Raw genomic sequence first — 20,279 nt, forward strand, 5'->3', positions numbered from 1 at the left:
TTGTTATATTGATAAACCAGGTATCCCTGGAATCATCCTTTTACAGCGCCAATCGTTAAGCCTTGAACAAAATATTTTTGAACAAATGGATAAGCAATGAGAATAGGACCGCTGGCTACAATCGTCATCGCCATCTTTAATCCCTCTGTCGGGATGATGGTCGTAACAACGGCACCTGACCCCATCATCGCCTTCCTCATCCCATCCATATTCCCTAGCATTTTGTACAAATAATATTGAAGCGGCATTAAATTCTGTTCGGATATAAACAAAAGCGCATTGTACCAATCATTCCAGTAGCCAAGTGCCAGAAATAAGCCGATAGTAGCCAATGCTGGTTTGGATAAAGGTAGAATAAGACGAATAAAGATAAGAAAATCGCCTGCACCATCTATTTTTGCTGATTCTGTAATCGCTTCCGGTATACCGCTCATAAATGACTTCATCACTATAATGTAAAAAACGTTGAGCAGTAATGGCAGGATTAAGGCTAGCGGCGTATCCTTCAAATGGAGGTAATTGACCATAAGCAGGTACCAGGGAACCAACCCTCCGTTGAACAAGGTAGTGAAGAAGAAAAAGAAGGAAAAATGATTACGCCATTTAAAATCCTTTCTAGAAATACAGTAAGCAGTCATTGCGGTAAGAAACAAGCCTAAGGCAGTACCAACTGCAGTAACAGCTATCGTGACCATGTATGCTCTAAGCATTTGGTCAGGATATTTAAAGAGGATTTTATAAGCCTCTACTGAAAACTCTGTCGGAAAAAATTGGAACCCCTTCACGACAATACTGCTTTCTTCCGTTAGAGATGACGAGAGAATAAGAATAAAAGGCAGTATACATAGACATGCAAGAATGGCGAGTAGCGTATAACCAATTGCAGCGAATAGCTGGCGATCCGTTTGTTTTATACCCGAGCCCTTGCTCATTTTTTTATTTAAGCCCAAGTCAGATGTATTCATAGCTTGACCCCCATTTAGAATAGCGCACGATCCTTGTCGTATTTACGAACGGCATAGTTGACTAGCATAATTGTTGTGAAGCCTAAAATAGACTGATAAACCCCTGCTGCTGCCGACATTCCAATTTCATTCGTCGTAATAAGTGATCGGAATACGAAGGTATCAATAACATCCGTCGTAGAGAACAGCACCCCGTTATTGCCAATTAAGTTATAGAACATTCCGAAGTCACCTCGGAAAATATTGCCGATTGCAAGTAAGGTCAGAATAATAATGGTCGGATAAAGGTTTGGAATCGTTACTCGCAGCATACGTTGAAAAATATTGGCACCGTCAATTTCAGCTGCTTCATACATTTCTGTATCAATACTCGTAATTGCTGCTAAATACATGACCGTACCATACCCAAGCATCTTCCACGCCGATACAAACACTAATATATAAGGCCAATAAGCAGGTGTGTTGTAAATATCGACTGGCTCCATCCCCAAACCCTTAAGCAGTGCATTCACTGTTCCTATGTCAGTGTTTAATAGGTTATAGGCAATAGCTCCAACAACGACCCAAGATATAAAATAAGGCAAGAACATAATCGTTTGGGTAACCTTACGAAACCATTTGCCGCCAACCTCAAATAAGAAAATCGCCGTAAACATCTGGAGTAAATTATTCACGATAATAAATGCGATATTGTATAGCGCTGTATTTCTTGTCACTCGCCAGGCATCACCTGATTCAAAGAAAAAGCGAATGTTTGCCAAACCATTCCACGGACTACCAAACACACCGCCCGCATAATCATAATGTTTAAAAGCGAGTATAATTCCCACCATCGGTACATAAGCAAAAAGGAGAAAAAATAATACTCCTGGTGCCAGCATCAACAATATGACTCTATATCTGACAAGGTCATTCCAAAATTGATGTAGTTTCATCTATACGCTCCTCTCTACCGTCTGTACGTCTTATTATAAAAGGCTAAAAGGATCAAAATAATTATGAGAAACAACTAAAACCAATACTAAATCAACGATTTTATAAAAAAAGGCAAATAAATAGCTCATAGTCCTACCACGACTTGAGCTATAAACATGATTAAACTTTATTCTTTTTGCGATACTCTCCAGGAGACATGCCTATCGATTGCTTAAACTGTCTATTGAAATAAATAATATTTTTATAACCCGCTTGCTCAGCTATTTCATAGATTTTCTTCGTAGGATCAGCCAACCGCTCACATACTCGCTCCATCCGCAATTTATTGACATAGTCGCTGAATAACGTATTCGTCTCGGATTTAAATAGCTGTCCCAAATAATTAGGCGTAAAGTCAAAGTGGAGAGCAACCTCATTAAGCGTAATTTTCTGATCCAGCCTCTCCTCTATATACATGGAAATTCTATCGATCAGCTTTCGTTTTTGTCTTTGTTTCTTTAAATACAGCAGCTCGGATAATTCGAAAAACCTTCTTCTTATCCAGGAGAGAATATCATGCACGGTTTCAAACTCGAACAAAATAAACGGCTGATGGGATTCCCACTTTAAAATGTCATATAAATGCTCGTTCATTTGCTGCAGATCCGCGTGGAGCTTAGAGGTAATCCGAATAATAAGGTCATAGATATCATTTTTCTGAGTAAGTGGTCTATCACCGCTAAAGAGCTTAATCAAGCAATCATCAATCGTCATCAGATCATATTCGAGCATAGCTTGAAGCATCGTATTAACAACCTCTTCGAAATTCGGTGCCATTGCAGCCTGCGGCCGCCATTCTGAAGCCCCTTGAATTAACCGGTTTTTGCCCATTATCCATTTAATGCTCAGAGCAGCCTGTGCCTGCCGATAGGAATCATGCAGCTTGCTGACTTCATTGGTATACAAGCCGGTACCAATTGTAATGGAATGTGAGAAGCTTTGATTGAAGCTCTTCACCAGCTCTTCCAGCAACGCCGTAAAATATTCTTCTTGAATTGTTGCTAGCAAAACATAACGATAGTCATAGCTTGTCATGATGCTGCCCAAGTTTTTCTTCAGAACAAAATCTCGTAAAAAATGAGTGATGCTGTTCATAAAAGAGCGGCGCTCATCCTCGGTCTTGTCTTTAAACCTCCATGCGATATCATCTATCTCTATAATGGCCACTGTTGATCCTCGCTGCAGCAACGGTGTTAAAAAGCTATGAATATGTGCCTCGACCTGTCCAGGAGTTACATCATTAAACCAGCGCAGCAGCAGCTCCTGATTGACTAGAGTCAGCGTTTCAAATAGGGCTCGATCCTTTTTTTGTTCATCTTCCATTTTGGAACAGATCCCAGTAAGCATATCGTTAAGCTCATTGTCGTCTACCGGCTTCAGTAAGTAACCGCTTGCATTTAACTGAATCGCTTCTTTGGCATAACTAAAATCCTGATGACCGCTAATAAAAATAATATGGACATTTCTATTGATTTCCTTCGCTTTACGAGCAAATTCCATGCCAGACATAATCGGCATTCGAATATCTGATAAAATGAGATCTATCCGCTTCTGCTCCATTATTTTCAAGGCTGTAAATCCGCTCGATGCTGTCCCAACGTCCTGTAGATTCAAATGCTCATTGTCGACTATACGGCGCCTTAACCACTCTAAATCAACGGCTTCGTCATCTACTAATAAAATGCTAATGTCCGATTTCATTTACTGCACCCCTCACGACTTCACTAAGATTATGCATTACGCGTCCTCACGAATTTCCTCATTATCAATCGGAAGAATAATTTGCACCGTCGTACCTGCTCCATAAATGCTGCCAATACGGATGCCAAAGTCGCTGCCGTATCTGAGCTTTATTCGCTCCTCTACATTTTTCAATCCATATCCATCTGATTCTATCGTATTATGCAGCATTTTTTTCATCGTCTCAGGTCTCATTCCAATACCGTTATCAATAATTTTCAATTCAATACGGTTGTCTAAACGTCTGCCGGTAATCCGAATAGCTATCGATTCTCCAAACCAGGCATGTTTAAATATATTCTCTACGAATGGCTGAAGAATTAATTTGATAACCGTTTCCTGTACAATATTTGGTTCGATGTCAAAATAAACTTTAAAAGAATCAGCATACTTCACTCGTTGAATATCAAGGTAAGCCTCTACCTGCTTCAGCTCTTCTTCAAGCGAAATATAAGCATTCCCTCCGTTTAAGGTTAATCGATAAAATTTAGAGAGCGCTTTAACCATCTTCGTGACCTTGTCGACCTCCCCTAAATTTGACAAGCTTCCGATGGTCGATAACGTATTGTATAGAAAATGCGGGCTAATTTGAGCCTGAAGCACATCTAGCTCCGCCTGCTTTTTCTGAATGCCTTGTACATATACATTCTTAATGAGATCTTGAATACTAATAGCCATACTGTTAAAGGAATCAGCAATATGAACAAATTCATCATTTCCGGTGAATCCAATCCTTTTGTGAAAATTACCTTCCTGGAACGACCGGACTAAGCTCACAATACGCTTCATTTTTTTGCCAGATAAACGAGCAACAATAAAGCCAATGAAGGCCATCACTAGAAAACTAATAATACAAACGGTACTGATTGCCCGCTGCATTCTGCTAGCATCTTTATTCAAATATGATTGCGGAACCAACGACTCTATAATGAAGTTTGTTCCTGAAATTTTTTCGCTCACGCTCAGGTAAGCGCTCTCATTTAAATTCTCATCGATCATGCCTCGTTCATACAAAATGGCATCTAAAGACGTATCAATTAATCGAAGGCTCATTCCCTCCTCAATCGGAAAAGCATCAAAGTTGCCTAACAACTCATCAAATCGAGCAGTCACACGCACATAGCCTATCGTAGAGGAAAGTCCACTTGATGAAACCAATTTGCGAAAATGTGAAATATTATTATACTTTTGATCGGTATCGATTTGCAGCCAGAGGTTATCCTTGTATGAGGCTGTAATCTCTTTGTACCATTCACTATTCTCAATGCTATGGTATGAAAGCACATAGTAATCCCGTCTGTGAATCGGAGTCTCCATGCTATCGCCGGGAACCTCCAGCATACTTTCATTCACCGTATACAATGCGAGTCGGATGTTATTTCCATACAGCTGAAGAGGAGCTTTCATCTGCGGGATCATATCATCTCTCATTTTGAGCATAATCTCTAGCTGATTCCCTTCAAACTGAAGAGCATTTTGAAAAGTGAGACTGCTAAACAGCGTATCAGACATCCGTTGTATTTCGTCCATCTGGTATTCAATATTACTCTTAGCCTGCTTCATAGCTGTTCGAATATTCGTTTCAGCCATTTCCGTCCTAGACTGAATAAGCATCGTATAGGATATATAACCGATTACCACATCTGTCAGCAATACTAAAATGAGATAAGGAATCATGACCTTATACGTGAACGGAATATACAGCTTATTAGGAATGAGTCTCTTCATTATCCCCCGCCTTTGATCAACAATCTTAAAATGTGATAATCATCCATAAATATATAAGATAATACATGAGCCAGTTCATAAGTACAATGATTTTGTCATATCTTGTAACCGTATGAGTGATTATAGGAAACTAGCTAATTAAAACTGGCATTGAAATCTCACCAACTAGAATTGATTTCATTTCCACGGACGATTCCATCACGTGTTAGATCCCCCTCATTAGCACGCTGCCGGGCACAAAAAAAGCTGATCATTTGAACCAAAATTCAGCTCTTGTAATGGAAGCAGCCGCACGGAAAGTATGATCGGAATATCCATTTAATTTTTCCAGGTTGATCATCATTTCTACCTCATTGGATGCATATTGATGTTCCATATCTGTAAATAGCTCATTTACATCCAACTGACGATTACGCTCTAATTTTTATTTAATCGATTGAATGAGACCTACTATACGTAATTGGAAGCAGCAGTAAGTCTCTATGCGATAATCCTGTACTGCTTGACGTAATAGAACGCAGCAGACATAGAAGTAATCATCAATGCTATAAATTTAGCAGTTGTATATTTTAACTTCATATCATGATACTAACGCAGTCATTTGGCTGCCAGAGGGTAGCTTAGTTTCAAAAAGTGAAACTAGCCCCCTCTAAATGCTTCTACCGCAATCCAATTGGTTGATATTATTTCAAAAATTGAAACTACGACATTGAAATACCGTTGAATTTTATAATTAATTTCAATTTTCAACACTAAAGTTACTCAAAAAGACAAAATGCTGCAGTATGCGGGAATACTATACGAAATTGGGCGCAGCGGAAAAATCTCTGTGCCAAATTTCAACGTCTGTCCACTACGGGTTGTTCAATCTCCGGAAATAATTTCGAATTGCGATGGTATGATTACGACTACAGAGATTTCATTGCCAACCTGTGTTCCTCCAAATACGCTGTAATCTAATTTGTAGGTAAATGTTTCTCCTACATTCACTATACTATTACTAACCGTATTCTCGAAGATTAACCCTGGAATTGACGAAGCAGCATGCATAGGTGTAACCAGCGGTTGAAGCAACAACTGTAACAGCAGTTAATAACTTGACTTTAATCCATCTAATGTTTCAAAATCATCAAAATTAGTTACGCCATATTTGTCGGTGTTCATATAATAAAAGGCGGCAAACCTAATAGGTTGCCGCCTTTTACACTTATTTGATTTAATTATTTTGAACGCCGCCATTGCGTTTCTCTGAAAAGTAGCTGAATAATGTTAGCGCTAACCCTAAAACGGTGACGAGTGCCGCTATTAAAGGCAATTGGGCCAACCCAACACGTTCAATAGCAAGTCCTCCAATGATCGCACCACCAGCATTACCTAAGTTAAAAGCAGACTGATTGATCGTTGAAGCCATGGTTTGCGCGTTCTTTGCTATATTCATAATACGTATTTGCAATGCCGGCACAATGATGAATGAAGCCGTTCCCCAGAGGAATATTGCAATGACAGCAGCTGTTTTATTGTCGATGGTAAAATAAAATAGAATCAGAGTCGCAATCAGCAGACCGAGACCGATAAATAGTGTCCCCATCAGCTTCCAGTCTGCTAGCTTTCCTCCAATAATATTGCCTAGTGTCACTCCGATTCCGAACAGCACTAGAATATAGGAAACATTATGTTCCCCGAAGCCCGTAATCTCCTCCAGCATCGGTGCGATATACGTAAAAGCAGTGAAGACGCCACCAAAGCCGAACACTGTCATTGTAAACGCAAGCAGCACTTGTGAATTCATGAGGAAGCGAAGTTCCTTAAAGGCTGATATATTCCGGTCATACGGTATGCGAGGAACGAAAGCAATAATACCTGCAAATGCCGCTATGCCGAGTATGGCAACAACCCAAAAAGTAGAGTGCCAGCCAAACCTCTGACCGATAAATGTTCCGATGGGAACGCCCATAACAGTCGCTAATGTTAAGCCCGTGTACATAATCGAAATCGCACCAGCGCGCTTATCCGGAGAGACTAGTCCGGCAGCAATTACTGCTCCTACGCCGAAAAAGGTTCCATGCGCCAATGATGTAATAATGCGGGCAATCATTAACAGAGGATAATTTTGCGCCAGCGCCGCCATCATGTTGCCGGCAATGAAGATAACAAGCAAAGCGATAAGCAGTTCTTTTCGTTTCATGCGGAGGGTAAGGAGTGTAACGATTGGTCCTCCTATTGCTACTCCAAGCGCATAGCCAGTAATAAGCTGACCAGCACTTGCAATCGAGGTATTCAAATCTGCTGCTACATTCGTCAGCAGACCCATAATGACGTACTCGGTCATACCAAGCGCAAAGGTTCCCAGCATTAATGACACTAATGCCGCACGAACAGTACCACCTGACTGCTGTGCTATGGGGTCTAGCGTTGCGTTCTTCTCTAGTAACATAGTATGGTTTTCTCTCTCTCTTCTCTTGTATAATATTTCTCTAGTTTGATTGCTCTTTCTGGTTGAAGAAGGTAGCCTGGCGCAGCTTCCCTATCATATTTATATAGGCTTAACCCCCTTCTAAACGACATTTATTTCTACTACAGGAACAATAACGTTAATTATATTAACATGATTAGTAAAAATCATTGAGTTATTGACAGGAATATCATCCATTTTTTTGAAAAATTCAGGTGGATTTCGTATAATTCTTAACAAGCTGACATGAGTTTAATTTGATCTTTACATAAAAAAAAAGCCATCTCACTACGATGGCTTTTTTAAAATAAAATATCCTGTACCACATTAATCCGATAGCGTTATACCGCTACAGACTATCCCACATTGCAGAAAATGCCTCAGGCTCTAGCTGAAAAAAGACAGGTGCACTTGCATAATTAACATAGTTGCCTTTAAACAGCCATAACTTCACTTCCGTTTGATCCCTTAGCTTAAAGAATATGACCTTCTGGTTTTGCTCCCCATTATCATATATGCCTTCCTTATACAGCTTATCCGCATCAATAGGTTTTGCTTGATATAATGCTTTCATAAAAGTAAGGAGCGTTTGATCCATTTCATATGCATTAAATTCTGGTTTACTATTATACCAGCTATTATAATCCTGCCATCTAACAGACTCCATCTCTTCCTGCAGATGCATTTTCCCGATTAAATCCTCACCAGTCGATATCGTAATGCCATTAAGCTGCTCGTACAATTCAGCATGCACTTGCCCTTCATATTCTTGGTATGACATAATTCTAAAATCACTGTCATAACCCTTAACGGAATAAATGTCCATAATACCAATGGTCGAAGCTAATTCCTTATAATCCGTCAGCTTGCTCCACTCATCAATATTTCCTTTTGTACGTCCGAGCCTGTCCCCTAGCAACGACTTTGCAAACTCTGGGGCAATAGAAGTGCTTGTTTGTGTATAAATATTGCCTTTATAAACGACAAGCCCAACCATATTCGCCATCGGATTCGTTTTTTCGGGAAGCTCTATCTTAGGAATGACAACTGCATTTGGATCAATAATTTCTACAGGCTCTGGAATTGTAACAATTGGTTCAGTTTGGGCTGTTAAATCAACTGGATGTTGATTAGCGCTCTTCCGCATTTCAGGGATTACAATGACCAGCATTAAAATGACCAGCAGGCTTGTTACCGTATATAGAACCGGTCTCCGATTCACATGACTACGTTTCTGAAGAGTAAGCTCACTAGAAAGTCGATTCTCTAAATCTGCATCCGGCTTTATTTGTTTCATTATTTGTTTATATTCATCCCGATTCATTCTCCAGCTCTCCTTCCAATTCCAATTTCAGACGTTCCCTGCCGCGCTGCAAACGCATCTTCACAGCTGATTCGCTTATTTGCAAGATGTCGGCAATTTGTTTAACCGCATAATCCTCATAGTAGTATAGATGAATAACCGCTTTGTATTTAAAAGGCAAACCCATTACATTTTCGAGCAGCGCACGGTCAGAAACAGTTTCTACAAACTGGTCCATTCCTTCCATCTTTACTACACGTCTATGCCACACACGACCTGCCATCGTTTTACAATGGTTCGTAATGACTCTAATCAACCATGCCTTCTCATGTTCCAGATCATTGAATGGAGGTGATTTATAAAGCAGCTTCATGAAGGTTTCCTGTAATGCTTCTTCTGCATCCTCTTTATTACCAAGATGAATCATCGCTATTTTAAAAAGCATTTTGCCATACAAACGATACGTTTCTGTAAATTCTCCGCCCGGCCGAAGCGAATGTTTTTGCATTGGATTTAGGCCTCCTTTACTCATTAACACTATTATGAACGTAGATTGGTCACATTTGGTTTATCTTTTATTAAAAGAATTCTTTCAAATAAAATAAAGCTCAAGCCACCAACCGGCTCAAGCTTTATAATCCTTTCCTATGCTCATCTCTTAGCCGTTACCGCAAAATAAACAGGGAACATCCCTAATGACTTCCACTCTTTATAGGTATGCATCCTAATCTCTCGATAACCTGCATCTCTCAATTTCGCTTTCAAGCCCTTCATCGTAAGAAAATTGGCTTGTGTACGGTGAACATGATGTTTGTTAACACCCCGCCTCGAACCAAAAAGCTTGTTAAGAAGAAAAGATATATTTGCCCTTCGGAATAATCCTTTTCTAGCAAATAAATAATCCAAAATATATCCCGAGCCATGAACGAGCAAAAACACTTTCCCTTGCGGGGAGAGCACTTGATTCATTTCCTGCAGCACCTGCTCCACATTCAAATATTGCAGTGCTACTCTGCATACCACCAAATCTACAGATTGGCTAGCAAGCGATAACGCATGCGCATCTCCAACCTTTGCAATAACGGTACTTGTAACCGTTTGCGATTCACGGAGCAAGGCTTCCAGTAATTTGATCTGATTCTCGTTCCAATCCAATCCATATATGAGATCTGGTTTGTTTTCCAGTAATGAGAAGATTGTTGCCCCTCCACCGCAGCACAAATCCAGTATTTTTCTACTATCTCTAGCCTCTTTCATGAGCAGCCTATCAAAATAATCAGGCGTATACAACTGCCTATAGTACTCGTAACAGGTATAACCAAATTCCTTATCTACAAGCTTAAGATCACTAGCTACAATCCCCTTTGAAATCAAATCTTCCTTGATCTCATCAGAGGGCTTCGCCATCTTCCATTTATGGACACCTATTTCTCTGCAAAAGAAATAAGCCGTACCCTCTAAAAGACTCTTATTCAGAATAATTTCGGACCTTCTGTCCACCTATTTCTATACCCCCAATCTGAGGATAATATTGACTGATTGATGTGCATTCAAAATCCGACAATAAGCTTTTTATTTTTAAATAGGTATCTCCTAAACCATAATACCTTCTAACGCCATTTGCCCAGGAGGTATTAAATATTTGCGGTTGATTATGGTCTAAATCATAGGGATGTATATAAAACACAAAAGAATTTCTATTCTCAATAATTCTTCTTGCGCCTAAATTAAAAAAATAATAGGGATATATTCGAAAATAACCGCCGCCGCCCCACGGTAAATTAACGCCTCCAACACGATATACGGGTAGCGGAACCTCCCATAAATCATCTTTTATTTTGAATGTTTGGGAGACAGTCGCGGCTAAATTGAACTTGGAATAGAGATTATTTAACGTATTAGGTATGATGCTGGAATCATACACAAAGCCTTCTTCTATTAAAATATCAAGACCCCATTCCGTCATCGAAAAACATGGCGCACGATATCCATTCACCTTTGAGCCGATTAATTGTTCTAATATGTTTTTGGATAACCGTATGTCTTGTTTAAACTCTTCGGTTGACTGCTGATACACCAAGCGATGGGAATAACCGTGTGAAGCAATTTCATGCCCTCTTCGATAGATTTCTTTAATTAAATCCGGCCTTTTCTGAGCAATCCAGCCCAGTACAAAAAAAGTGCCGGTTGAATCATATTCGTCGAGCAAGTCTAGTATTTGATGAATGGGCTGCTCCAGTCTTAATTCATAGCCCTCCCAGTCAGAAAGTGATAACATCGGGCTGCAAAACCAATCCTCCACATCAACTGTAAAAGCCATTTTCATGACGCTCCCTCCCTTCTACCCTATTATTCCTCAAATATTAGATAATGGCAACATATGTAATTAATTCAATTATATTGTACGCAGATTTGCGATAATTCCAGGTAGCAAAACAGGCTGTCGAGATGTCCTCGGCAGCCTGCTTCTACTTCTCCCATTTCACTGGGCACAAATAGTAAATATATTCTCCATTTTCAAGTCTCAACTCAAGTAATCCGTAATAATGCCATCTACACCAATCGTCTTCATTCGCTTCATATCACGATCATAACGTAATGTCCAAGCCATTACCTTCAAGTTGTGATCATGTATATCTCGAACGTAGCTCTCATTCAGAAGCTCATGGTTATAGTTAATGTAAGAGGCATACTCAGCCATCTTATTAAGCTTCACTTTCGATAGAGGATGCTGATCCACATGAATTAGAACGGCAATCGAAATGCTTGGCAATAGGGTATGAATACGGCGTAAGGATTCAGAATCGAAGGATTGAATAATAATAGAATTAAAGTTATCTCCCTGTAATACCTTAGCCAACTTTTCTTCTATACCTGGATATAGCGGCGGGTCCTTGAGTTCAATGAGAATACCTATTCTATTCTCGAATCTATCTAATACTTCTTGAAGTGAAGGGATACGCTCCTCCGAAAATTCGGAGCTATAGTAGCTGCCAGCATCCATGCTCTGAAGCTCCTTCAACGAATACTGGCTTACGTTTCCTGTATAAGGGGTTGTTCTATCAACCGTCTTATCATGAATGACAACGAGTTCTCCATCCTTGCTCAGCCGAACATCCAGTTCAATGAAGTCTGCGCCCATTCGTTCTGCTAATAAAAAAGCAGCCATCGTATTCTCAGGTGCATAACCAGCCCCGCCACGATGCGCGATCATGGAAGGTCCATCACCGCGATAAGGAATGACTGCCGATAAGGTCAACAGGGCTAAGCTTAGCGTTAACAATAGCAAACCACTCTTTTGCCATACATAGGATGCTTTCCGGCTTGCCATTGCTCCACCTCCTCCTGACTGGACTATCTACTTAAGAACTTACATGCGTTCTTCTCACAATTTGCAGCAAGCGGTCAGGAAAGTTCGTTGTAATACGGATATTCGGATACTGCTCTACGATACTCGCAAGAATGTCGGAATGATCCACCGTCCACACACCCAAATCAATCCCATTTTGGTTCATCTCATTCACCAAAGCAGGTGTAACGAAGGCATAGTGCATCGATAAGCTCGTTGCGCCCGTGTATCGAAGCTGCTCCATCAGCAGCGTAGCTTTCCCTAAGTAAATTAATGCTGTGGGAATGGTTGGGTCAAGCTCATGAGCCCGCTTCATCGAATCATGATCGAATGAGGACAGGATCACAGCGTCCTTCATACCATATCGATGGATAGATGCTATGACCTTATCTTCAATCCCTTCATACTCATTGCCCATAGCCTTAAGCTCCACATGCAGCTTGCCGCGCCCCTTAACGAGCTCCAGCACTTCATCCAGCATTGGGATTCTTTCCCCAGCAAATTGCGGTGCAAACCAGCTTCCTGCATCCAAATCTCGCAATTCCTCTAACGTGTGAGCTCTTACAGAGCCGCTTCCATTGGTCGTCCGATCAAGGGTGTGATCGTGGATGACGACAGGAACTCCATCCTTCGTTAAATGTACGTCGAGTTCGATGAAGGCAATGTCAGGGTCAGTCAAAGCAAGTTTGAAAGCTGCGATTGTGTTCTCCGGCGCTTCTCCCGACCATCCACGGTGAGCAACAATAGTAATCATAATGAAATCAATCCTTCCATTCTCTTATTTAACTCCGTTGTATACGAAAGCTTTAATAATCTGACGTTGCGATAGAAAGAATACAACAAGAATTGGAGCGACTAGAATCAGATTGCCGGCCATCAGAATATTCCAAGTTGCGACGCCCTCTACTTCCCGTATTTTAGCTATACCAAGGGGCAGTGTTCTTGCCGTTTCATTCGTCGTCATAACAAGCGGCCAGAAGTAATCATTCCAGTGAGCAATAAAACTAAATAGTGCAAAGGTGATGAGAACCGGCTTGACCATGGGCACCATGATCTTCAAAATAATCTTCCACTCTTTCGCTTGATCAAGTCTTGCTGCCTCTAGCAATTCATCCGAAATTTGCATAAACGCTTGACGAAGCAGGAAGATACCGAAGGCGCTTGACGCAAAAGGAAGAATTAGACCTAGATGCGTATTGAGCAGCTTAAAAGCGCTTAGCTCCAAATAGACCGGGAGAAAAATCAACTGAGCTGGGATCATCAATGTCACCATAACGATACCGAATAGAAAGCTTGAACCGCGAAACTTATATCTTGCAAAAGCATAAGCGGCTGGTATGATCGTCAGCATTTGAAGAATAAGGATGCCAACTGAAATGACAACACTGTTCGTAAAATATTTCAGGAACGGCCCTGTATTCCAAGCCTCTACATAGTTGTTCCAGACCGGGTTGCTCGGAATCCACTGTGGAGGAAAGATCATCGTCTCAGGCATCGTCTTGAGCGAGGTAGAGAGCATCCATACAAATGGCATGGCGAATACCAACACTAATGCGAGTAGTCCGACTACATTGAATAGGCGGAGCACAAACAGCAATATTTTACGCAACGTAATGGGATTAGACCGTATTTCATTTCTCTTAACTGTGACAGCAGGCTCGGCAGCATTGCCGCTGATTGTATGGTTAACAGCTTTCAAAAACTTCACCACTTTCTAACGGTAATGAACGCGATTCGACAGCAGCTTGAAGTATATGATCGTCAAAATACCAACAATGAACAAAAGGATTACACCAGCAGCAGAGGCATACCCGATTTTGAAAAAGCGGAAGCCGTATTCATAGATGTAATAAACCAGCGTGTTCGTTGAATTGACAGGTCCACCCTGCGTCATAATCGCGATCGTCTCAAACACTTGAAAAGATCCGATCATATTAATGATGACAAGAAAAAATATCGTCGGAGACAGCATCGGCAGAATCAACTTTCGAAAAGTTGTCCAAGGCTTGGATCGATCCAAGGAAGCCGCTTCGTAAATATCAGTCGGAATACTCTGCAAGCCCGCAATGAACACGAGCGCGTTGTAGCCGAGGCCTTTCCATACCGCAACCAACACGAGTGAAACCAGTGATGTGCTAGGATGGGACAACCAATCCAGCTTGCCAAAGCCAACTAAACCGATTACCCAGTTCAATAGCCCGTACTCGGGATCCATAAGCCAGCTCCAAAGCAAAGAGATGGACACTAGTGAAATGATATGAGGGCTGAAGATAGCGCCCTGTACGAAGCCATGAAAGAAACTCTTCTTATTCAGCCAAAGCGCTAGTAATAAAGCAAATCCTGTCGTACATGTCACGGTCATGACTGTATAAAGCGTCGTATTGGAGAGGACTTGTAGAAAGTCTGGCTCCATGAGTAAATCCTTGAAGTTCTGTAAGCCAACAAATGTCTTTGTCGGACTGACAAAGTTCCAATCGAACATACTCAAATAAATCATGTAAAAAATCGGGTAAATAAAAAATAGCGAGAAGATAATAATGGCCGGAGCCACCATCCCATAGGGACGCAGCTTTTCCCAAACTGTCATGTTAAATCCCTCCAGCAGCAACAAGGCGTTTTATGTTTACTCCAATATCGCGAAGCCTCTCCCCGTTTTGCCCAAAATAATAGAGCTGGTCATGAGGAACGGTAATTTTAACTCGATTGACGGTTACCAAAGGAGCAAGAAAGGTTTTGACGAAAAAAATATTTGCTCCGGATTGAATCTGATAAATGTTTTCTGCTCCCAAGCTCTCACGCGTTAAAATTTCGCCTTCCAGCACAAAACCTTCCATCTCTGTACTCCCAGCGCTAATATGGGCTTGCTCCGGTCGAAATCCTACATGCTCGATATCCGTGATCGAGTCCACATGTAACCCTTTCACGTCCCGCATATTCATCATGTTCATTGCTGGTGTTCCGATGAATTCTGCTGTAAATCGGTTCGCAGGGTCATGATAGAGCTTCATAGGAGAATCAGCTTGCTGAATGACACCTTTGTTCATAACCACGATCTCATCACCCATAGACATGGCCTCCACTTGATCATGTGTCACATAGAGGAACGTCGTTCCTAGCCGCTTATGAAGCTGAATCAGCTCCGTTCTCATCTGGTTGCGCAGCTTCGCGTCCAGATTAGAGAGCGGCTCATCGAGTATGAACACCTTCGGCTTCTTAACCATTGCACGCGCAAGCGCTACGCGTTGACGTTGTCCTCCGGACAGGTTTTGCGGCTTCTTATTCAGAAACGGAGCTAGCCCGACTATCTCCGATATGTCCTTAATCAGCTTATCGCGTTCCATACGCGGAACACCTCTATTTTTCAAACCGAACTCGATATTGCCGCGTACAGTCATCGTTGGATATAGCGCATAGTTCTGAAAAACCATCGCTACATCCCGCAGCCCGGACGGTGTATCATTCACACATTTATCATCAATCCATATTTCTCCGCCAGACTGCTTCTCCAGCCCCGCCACCATACGCAATGTTGTTGACTTCCCGCAGCCAGAAGGCCCTACAAGAACTGTAAATGAACCATCCTTTATGGTTAAATTCAAGTTTTCTATAACGGTCTCATCCTTAAACGTTTTGCTTATGTTTTTCAATTCGATCTTCGCCATTCGAAATTCTCCTCCTTATAATGGACTCCTGAATTTCACGCATGAGCAGCTCCAACTCATCCAGCGTAGTTAGCCGCAAATCCCATGGCTCATGATCACTGCTGGAATAGGGGGAAATAAAACAGGTTTTACCGCCCATTCTTTTAACGGGATGCAGATCATTCCAAGGGTTATCACCGACAGATAGGATCTCATGAGCCTTGTACCCCTGCTCCAGCAGGGAATGGAAGTAATCTTGTAGTCCATAAGGCTTCTGGGCACCGCAATGCGTTTCCTCAAATAATTCATGAATGCCCATGTACTCTAAAAACTGAATACCTGATTCCAGATAGGTATTGGTCATCAGTATTTTCTTCTCAACAGCCGTTAGCTCTTTAATCGCTTGAAATAGTTCACGCTTAAATTCGAATTGATAGGGTGAGAGCACCATTTCCTCACGTATCCGTTCAAAAGCTGACCATGATTTTTCTTCTGAAAGTTTGTATTTATGACTGATCGCTGCTGCAATACACCACGCGTCACCAATATGAATGAGATGCTCCACTTGGCTGGAAATGTCTCCATAAGCGCTTGCGCGTTCATCAATGGAAGTGCCTTCCCATGTAAAGCCTTGCACGAAGCCATCTTCATGACGGACGAGGCATAGATCATCCACCTTATGATAGAAATGACCCATTTTGATAGCATGCTCTCCCATTAGAATTGCTCTTCCCGCTCCAACAGCCTTCTCGGTTTCACCTACATACTCTGTACCTTCCAACAAATAACGGATATATCGTTCCAAGAACGTATCTTCCTGATAGAGCGTACCGTCCATATCAAAAATAATAACTTTAATTTCGGACAACCAATTCTCGTTGCGCATAGGATGTGACCTCTCAGCTCATATGATTGGGGGAGAAGATTCCCGAACCGGGATTCGGAAATCCTCTCCAAAACAAATGTGACGCGTTAACCAACTGATAGATTCGGCAGGCTCTTATTTTTTCAAAAGCTTGTTTGCTTTTTCTGCTGCCGCATTAAGCGCATCCTGCGGTGTTGTATTCGGATCGATAATCGCTTTTTGAATGGATTCCTTAATGATTTTAGCCACTTCTGGATAAGCATTTTCCATTGGACGCGGTCTTGCGTATTCCAGTTGATCTACAGCTACTTTGTACTGAGGATTTTCTTCAAAATGTGCCTTTAGCTCATCTGACTCTATTGCAGAAGTACGAGTCGGCAAGTAACCAACATTCTTGTGCTGATAAATCGTGTTTTCTTTAGAGGTCATCCATTTAATAAACTCCCAAGCTGCATCTTTTTCTTCATCCGAGCTCTTGGATGTCATAACTAGCTGACAACCTCCTGTTGGAACGCCATAGCTCACGTTTGCCGGCATAAATGCCGTTTGAAGTTCAAAGCCATTACCTTTAGCAATTTCCATACTTCCGTTCACACCTGCTGTGGAACCGAACTTGAAGGCTGACATTTGATTCGCCCAGTCTTTATCCGCGTTTGCTCCCGCGTCATCGCCTACTGGCATTTTGATAAGACCTTCACTAGATAGCTTCTTCCAAAATGTAACCGGCGCTACGCCCTCTGGAGAATTAAATGTAGCGGATTTGCCGTCTTCACTCAGCATTTGACCACCACTTTGCGCAACTAATGCTTCGTAGAACCAGATATCAACAGGCACAGTCATGCCGACTTTCCCCTTCTCTTTCAACACGCGAGAATACTCTTCCAGCTCTTCCCATGATTTTGGACCACTTGGATCAAGACCCGCATCCTTCAGCATCGTTACGTTTTTGTACATGATCGGAGTACTGCGCATGAATGGAAGACCATACAGCTTCTCGTCCACATAGGCATTTCCCATTAATCCAGGAATGAAATCATCAATGTTAAGTTGATCCTTATCTCTTTCCGCATACTTCGTAAGCTCTTCGATCATGCCGGATCTTGCAAATACGCCAGTAGAAGAGATTTCAAGATCATTTACCGCAGGTGCATTGCCCGCTGCAAATGCCGCCTGTACTTTGGCATGCAGATCATCATAGTCTCCTTGGTGCTCAGCTATAACTTCAATATTGTTTTGTGACTTGTTGAATTCTTCGACCATATGCAGCTTCGCAGCCTCGATCTTGTCTCCGAACGCGTACCAATACTTAATGGTGATTTTCTTGGATGATGCGGAGCCTGTATTCTCCGCTTTCGCACCGCTTTTGTTATTGCCTGTGTTAACATTCGTACCATTTGATCCACAAGCCGCCAATATGACCACCATAAAAATTGCAAGCGATAGTGCAGTAAGCTTCTTAAACATTGTCCAATCCTCCACCTTTTCTCTTTTTGAATGTGGGCCGCAGCATACGAAAAGAAACCTTAATCCTGCCGGGGACATAAACGTCCACAGCGGATAAGGTTTCTCCAATGCTCCAACCGATTGCTATTTACTTTTCATAATGAATGATACAGCATGTTTATTAAATCTATGTTATCGGGTTACTAAGAAAATATTAAGACCTTTTCTTTTGATAGACTTATACGGTTTGCAGCTTTTTCTCTTGAAGTAGCATCGCACTTCTCCAAAGTTCTGGTTTCGATGAGGATATAGCCGTAGCCCCATACTTCAGACATTCAACCGCTTGGCTCTCCTCATATAGCAGACCGCCAGTAATAATAGGAAGAGTGGTGAATGCCTTCACCTTGCCAATCATATCAGGAATGCGTGCAGGCATGACCTCAACAATGTCAGGTTCAATCTGAGAGAGACTTCTGGCGATATTTTCCAGTCCCTCTGTATCAACAAGGAAGAATCGCTGAATCGTCATAAGCCCCATTTTCTTCGCCGTCTTTACTACATTTGTTTTCGTCGAAATAATGCCTGTCGGCTTAATGACCTTCGCCAAATAATCGAGACCATAATTGTCCGTGCTTAAGCCGCCAATTTTTTCGAGATGAAGGAAGATGGGGAGACCATGTTCCTTAAACACATCGACATAACCTTTTAAAACACCGATATGTCCCGTTAATAGGAAAACGCCGCTCAATTGATCCCGCAGTGCAAGCGCTTGATCAATATGTCTCGGATCTTTAATGGAAGCAATCATCCGGTGCTTGGCAAGACCCCTTAAGAAAGCATCATGATTCATTCCATTCTTCATTACACTAACCTCCACGCTGCTATTATTGGGACTGCACGACGCTAAGTAGGGAAACAATAAACTGACGATCCGTTTCCTTCCCCCTTGCGTCTGGATTATGCGTGAAGTAGTTCATATGTTCATGAAGAATTGGCGCATGATCCACAACAACTGGATCGTGAATATCTATAGCAGAAATGCCAATCTCCTCCTTGGTAATTTCCACAACTCTTAATCCATGCTGATCCAGACAAGCCGATAACTGAACAAAGAGCCAGTTGCTCTGTGCTGCGATCGAATCCACATGCGTGTGCCCGTTGAAGTAAACGCCAATCCCTTTTTTCTGATTCAAAATACGCCACATATCAATGCTTGGGTCGATTGAGCCCTTCTCCCGCATCGATCCTGTCGTCGTTCCATAAACAGGGTGATGACCAAAAACGAGCATCGGCTTTGAGCCCGAAGCTGCTACCATTTTCTCCAGCCACATGAGCTGCTCATCGTCAATCCATCCTCCCCAGTGGGAGTAATCCATTTCTTTCGCTGTATCCAGAAAGACGAGCATCGCCGAATCGGTTTCAATGGCATGATAACGCTGCTGCCCCGTAATCTCCAGCACTTGGTTTCTCGTCTGCGCATAAAGATCATGGTTCCCCAGCACATGGATAAACGTTCGATCCTCACGAGTTAACAGCTTATAAACCTCCTGCAGCTCTTCCGTTGAACCAAAGTTCGTAAGATCACCCAGCGATATATGATAATCAGCATCCATTTCTAGAAATCGATCTAAGAAGGTGTGATAAAACGCAGTCCGCGCTTCCGCTAAACCTGGAATTGTCTCGTCAATCTCATGATAATGCAAATCGCCCATCAGAACTAATTTCATTCTCGTTCTCCTCCTGGCATATCCGTATTAGTTGTTCACTCCTTAATGGTATAGGTGAAGTATTGTCTGGTCGTTAAGTAGAGAATGAGAT

The 20,279-nt window shown here is 41.8% G+C and carries 20 protein-coding genes; all 20 read right to left on the reverse strand.

The window, feature by feature from the left end; all coding sequences use genetic code 11:
• Positions 1–32 precede the first annotated feature (32 nt).
• The 20 genes from AC0YOD_RS25270 to AC0YOD_RS25365 all read right to left on the reverse strand — a co-directional run bounded on the left by AC0YOD_RS25270 (position 33) and on the right by AC0YOD_RS25365 (position 20,188).
• Complete coding sequence (locus AC0YOD_RS25270; RefSeq protein ID WP_475802138.1) at positions 33–932, reverse strand: carbohydrate ABC transporter permease; 900 nt, start codon at positions 930–932, stop codon at positions 33–35.
• A gap of 47 nt (positions 933–979) precedes the next feature.
• Entirely contained in the window at positions 980–1,900 is a 921-nt protein-coding gene (locus tag AC0YOD_RS25275; protein WP_475802109.1) for an ABC transporter permease, read from the reverse strand.
• 160 nt (positions 1,901–2,060) lie between these two features.
• The gene (locus AC0YOD_RS25280) at positions 2,061–3,641 is read right to left on the reverse strand and encodes a response regulator (RefSeq protein ID WP_475802110.1); all 1,581 of its coding nucleotides are present in this window, start codon (positions 3,639–3,641) and stop codon (positions 2,061–2,063) included.
• A 36-nt stretch (positions 3,642–3,677) separates the two neighbouring features.
• The gene (locus AC0YOD_RS25285) at positions 3,678–5,408 is read right to left on the reverse strand and encodes a sensor histidine kinase (protein ID WP_475802111.1); all 1,731 of its coding nucleotides are present in this window, start codon (positions 5,406–5,408) and stop codon (positions 3,678–3,680) included.
• A 250-nt stretch (positions 5,409–5,658) separates the two neighbouring features.
• On the reverse strand, positions 5,659–5,784 hold the full coding sequence (locus AC0YOD_RS25290; protein WP_475802112.1) for an S-layer homology domain-containing protein: 126 nt from the start codon (positions 5,782–5,784) through the stop codon (positions 5,659–5,661).
• 488 nt (positions 5,785–6,272) lie between these two features.
• Positions 6,273–6,482: a hypothetical protein gene (locus tag AC0YOD_RS25295; RefSeq protein ID WP_475802113.1), complete on the reverse strand. Its 210-nt coding sequence runs from the start codon at positions 6,480–6,482 to the stop codon at positions 6,273–6,275.
• A 142-nt stretch (positions 6,483–6,624) separates the two neighbouring features.
• Complete coding sequence (locus AC0YOD_RS25300) at positions 6,625–7,842, reverse strand: MFS transporter (RefSeq protein ID WP_475802114.1); 1,218 nt, start codon at positions 7,840–7,842, stop codon at positions 6,625–6,627.
• A gap of 367 nt (positions 7,843–8,209) precedes the next feature.
• Entirely contained in the window at positions 8,210–9,157 is a 948-nt protein-coding gene (locus AC0YOD_RS25305) for a hypothetical protein (protein WP_475802115.1), read from the reverse strand.
• Positions 9,158–9,170: 13 nt separating this feature from the next.
• Positions 9,171–9,671 (reverse strand): RNA polymerase sigma factor, encoded by a 501-nt coding sequence (locus AC0YOD_RS25310; RefSeq protein WP_475802116.1) that lies wholly within the window; start codon positions 9,669–9,671, stop codon positions 9,171–9,173.
• 143 nt (positions 9,672–9,814) lie between these two features.
• Entirely contained in the window at positions 9,815–10,663 is an 849-nt protein-coding gene (locus tag AC0YOD_RS25315; RefSeq protein ID WP_475802117.1) for a class I SAM-dependent methyltransferase, read from the reverse strand.
• Positions 10,632–11,489 carry a polysaccharide deacetylase family protein gene (locus tag AC0YOD_RS25320; RefSeq protein WP_475802118.1) on the reverse strand — a complete coding sequence of 286 codons (858 nt, stop codon included), beginning with the start codon at positions 11,487–11,489 and terminating at the stop codon, positions 10,632–10,634. Before AC0YOD_RS25320 ends, AC0YOD_RS25315 begins: the two co-directional genes overlap by 32 nt.
• A 198-nt stretch (positions 11,490–11,687) precedes the next feature.
• The gene (locus tag AC0YOD_RS25325) at positions 11,688–12,494 is read right to left on the reverse strand and encodes a glycerophosphodiester phosphodiesterase (protein ID WP_475802119.1); all 807 of its coding nucleotides are present in this window, start codon (positions 12,492–12,494) and stop codon (positions 11,688–11,690) included.
• Positions 12,495–12,525: 31 nt separating this feature from the next.
• Positions 12,526–13,266 (reverse strand): glycerophosphodiester phosphodiesterase, encoded by a 741-nt coding sequence (locus AC0YOD_RS25330; RefSeq protein WP_475802120.1) that lies wholly within the window; start codon positions 13,264–13,266, stop codon positions 12,526–12,528.
• Between the two features lie 24 nt (positions 13,267–13,290).
• Positions 13,291–14,121: a carbohydrate ABC transporter permease gene (locus AC0YOD_RS25335; RefSeq protein WP_475802139.1), complete on the reverse strand. Its 831-nt coding sequence runs from the start codon at positions 14,119–14,121 to the stop codon at positions 13,291–13,293.
• 105 nt (positions 14,122–14,226) lie between these two features.
• Positions 14,227–15,099 carry a carbohydrate ABC transporter permease gene (locus AC0YOD_RS25340; RefSeq protein ID WP_475802121.1) on the reverse strand — a complete coding sequence of 291 codons (873 nt, stop codon included), beginning with the start codon at positions 15,097–15,099 and terminating at the stop codon, positions 14,227–14,229.
• Between the two features lies 1 nt (position 15,100).
• Positions 15,101–16,174, reverse strand: coding sequence for an ABC transporter ATP-binding protein (locus AC0YOD_RS25345; protein ID WP_475802122.1), 1,074 nt, complete (start codon positions 16,172–16,174; stop codon positions 15,101–15,103).
• Positions 16,134–17,039, reverse strand: coding sequence for an HAD family hydrolase (locus tag AC0YOD_RS25350; protein ID WP_475802123.1), 906 nt, complete (start codon positions 17,037–17,039; stop codon positions 16,134–16,136). The genes AC0YOD_RS25345 and AC0YOD_RS25350 overlap by 41 nt, the downstream gene beginning before the upstream one ends.
• A 114-nt stretch (positions 17,040–17,153) precedes the next feature.
• Entirely contained in the window at positions 17,154–18,482 is a 1,329-nt protein-coding gene (locus AC0YOD_RS25355; RefSeq protein ID WP_475802124.1) for an ABC transporter substrate-binding protein, read from the reverse strand.
• Positions 18,483–18,699: 217 nt separating this feature from the next.
• The gene (locus AC0YOD_RS25360) at positions 18,700–19,323 is read right to left on the reverse strand and encodes a glycerol-3-phosphate responsive antiterminator (RefSeq protein WP_475802125.1); all 624 of its coding nucleotides are present in this window, start codon (positions 19,321–19,323) and stop codon (positions 18,700–18,702) included.
• 22 nt (positions 19,324–19,345) lie between these two features.
• Positions 19,346–20,188 carry a metallophosphoesterase family protein gene (locus AC0YOD_RS25365; RefSeq protein WP_475802126.1) on the reverse strand — a complete coding sequence of 281 codons (843 nt, stop codon included), beginning with the start codon at positions 20,186–20,188 and terminating at the stop codon, positions 19,346–19,348.
• Positions 20,189–20,279: the final 91 nt, after the last annotated feature.

Source organism: Paenibacillus sp. J31P13 (assembly GCF_056269295.1).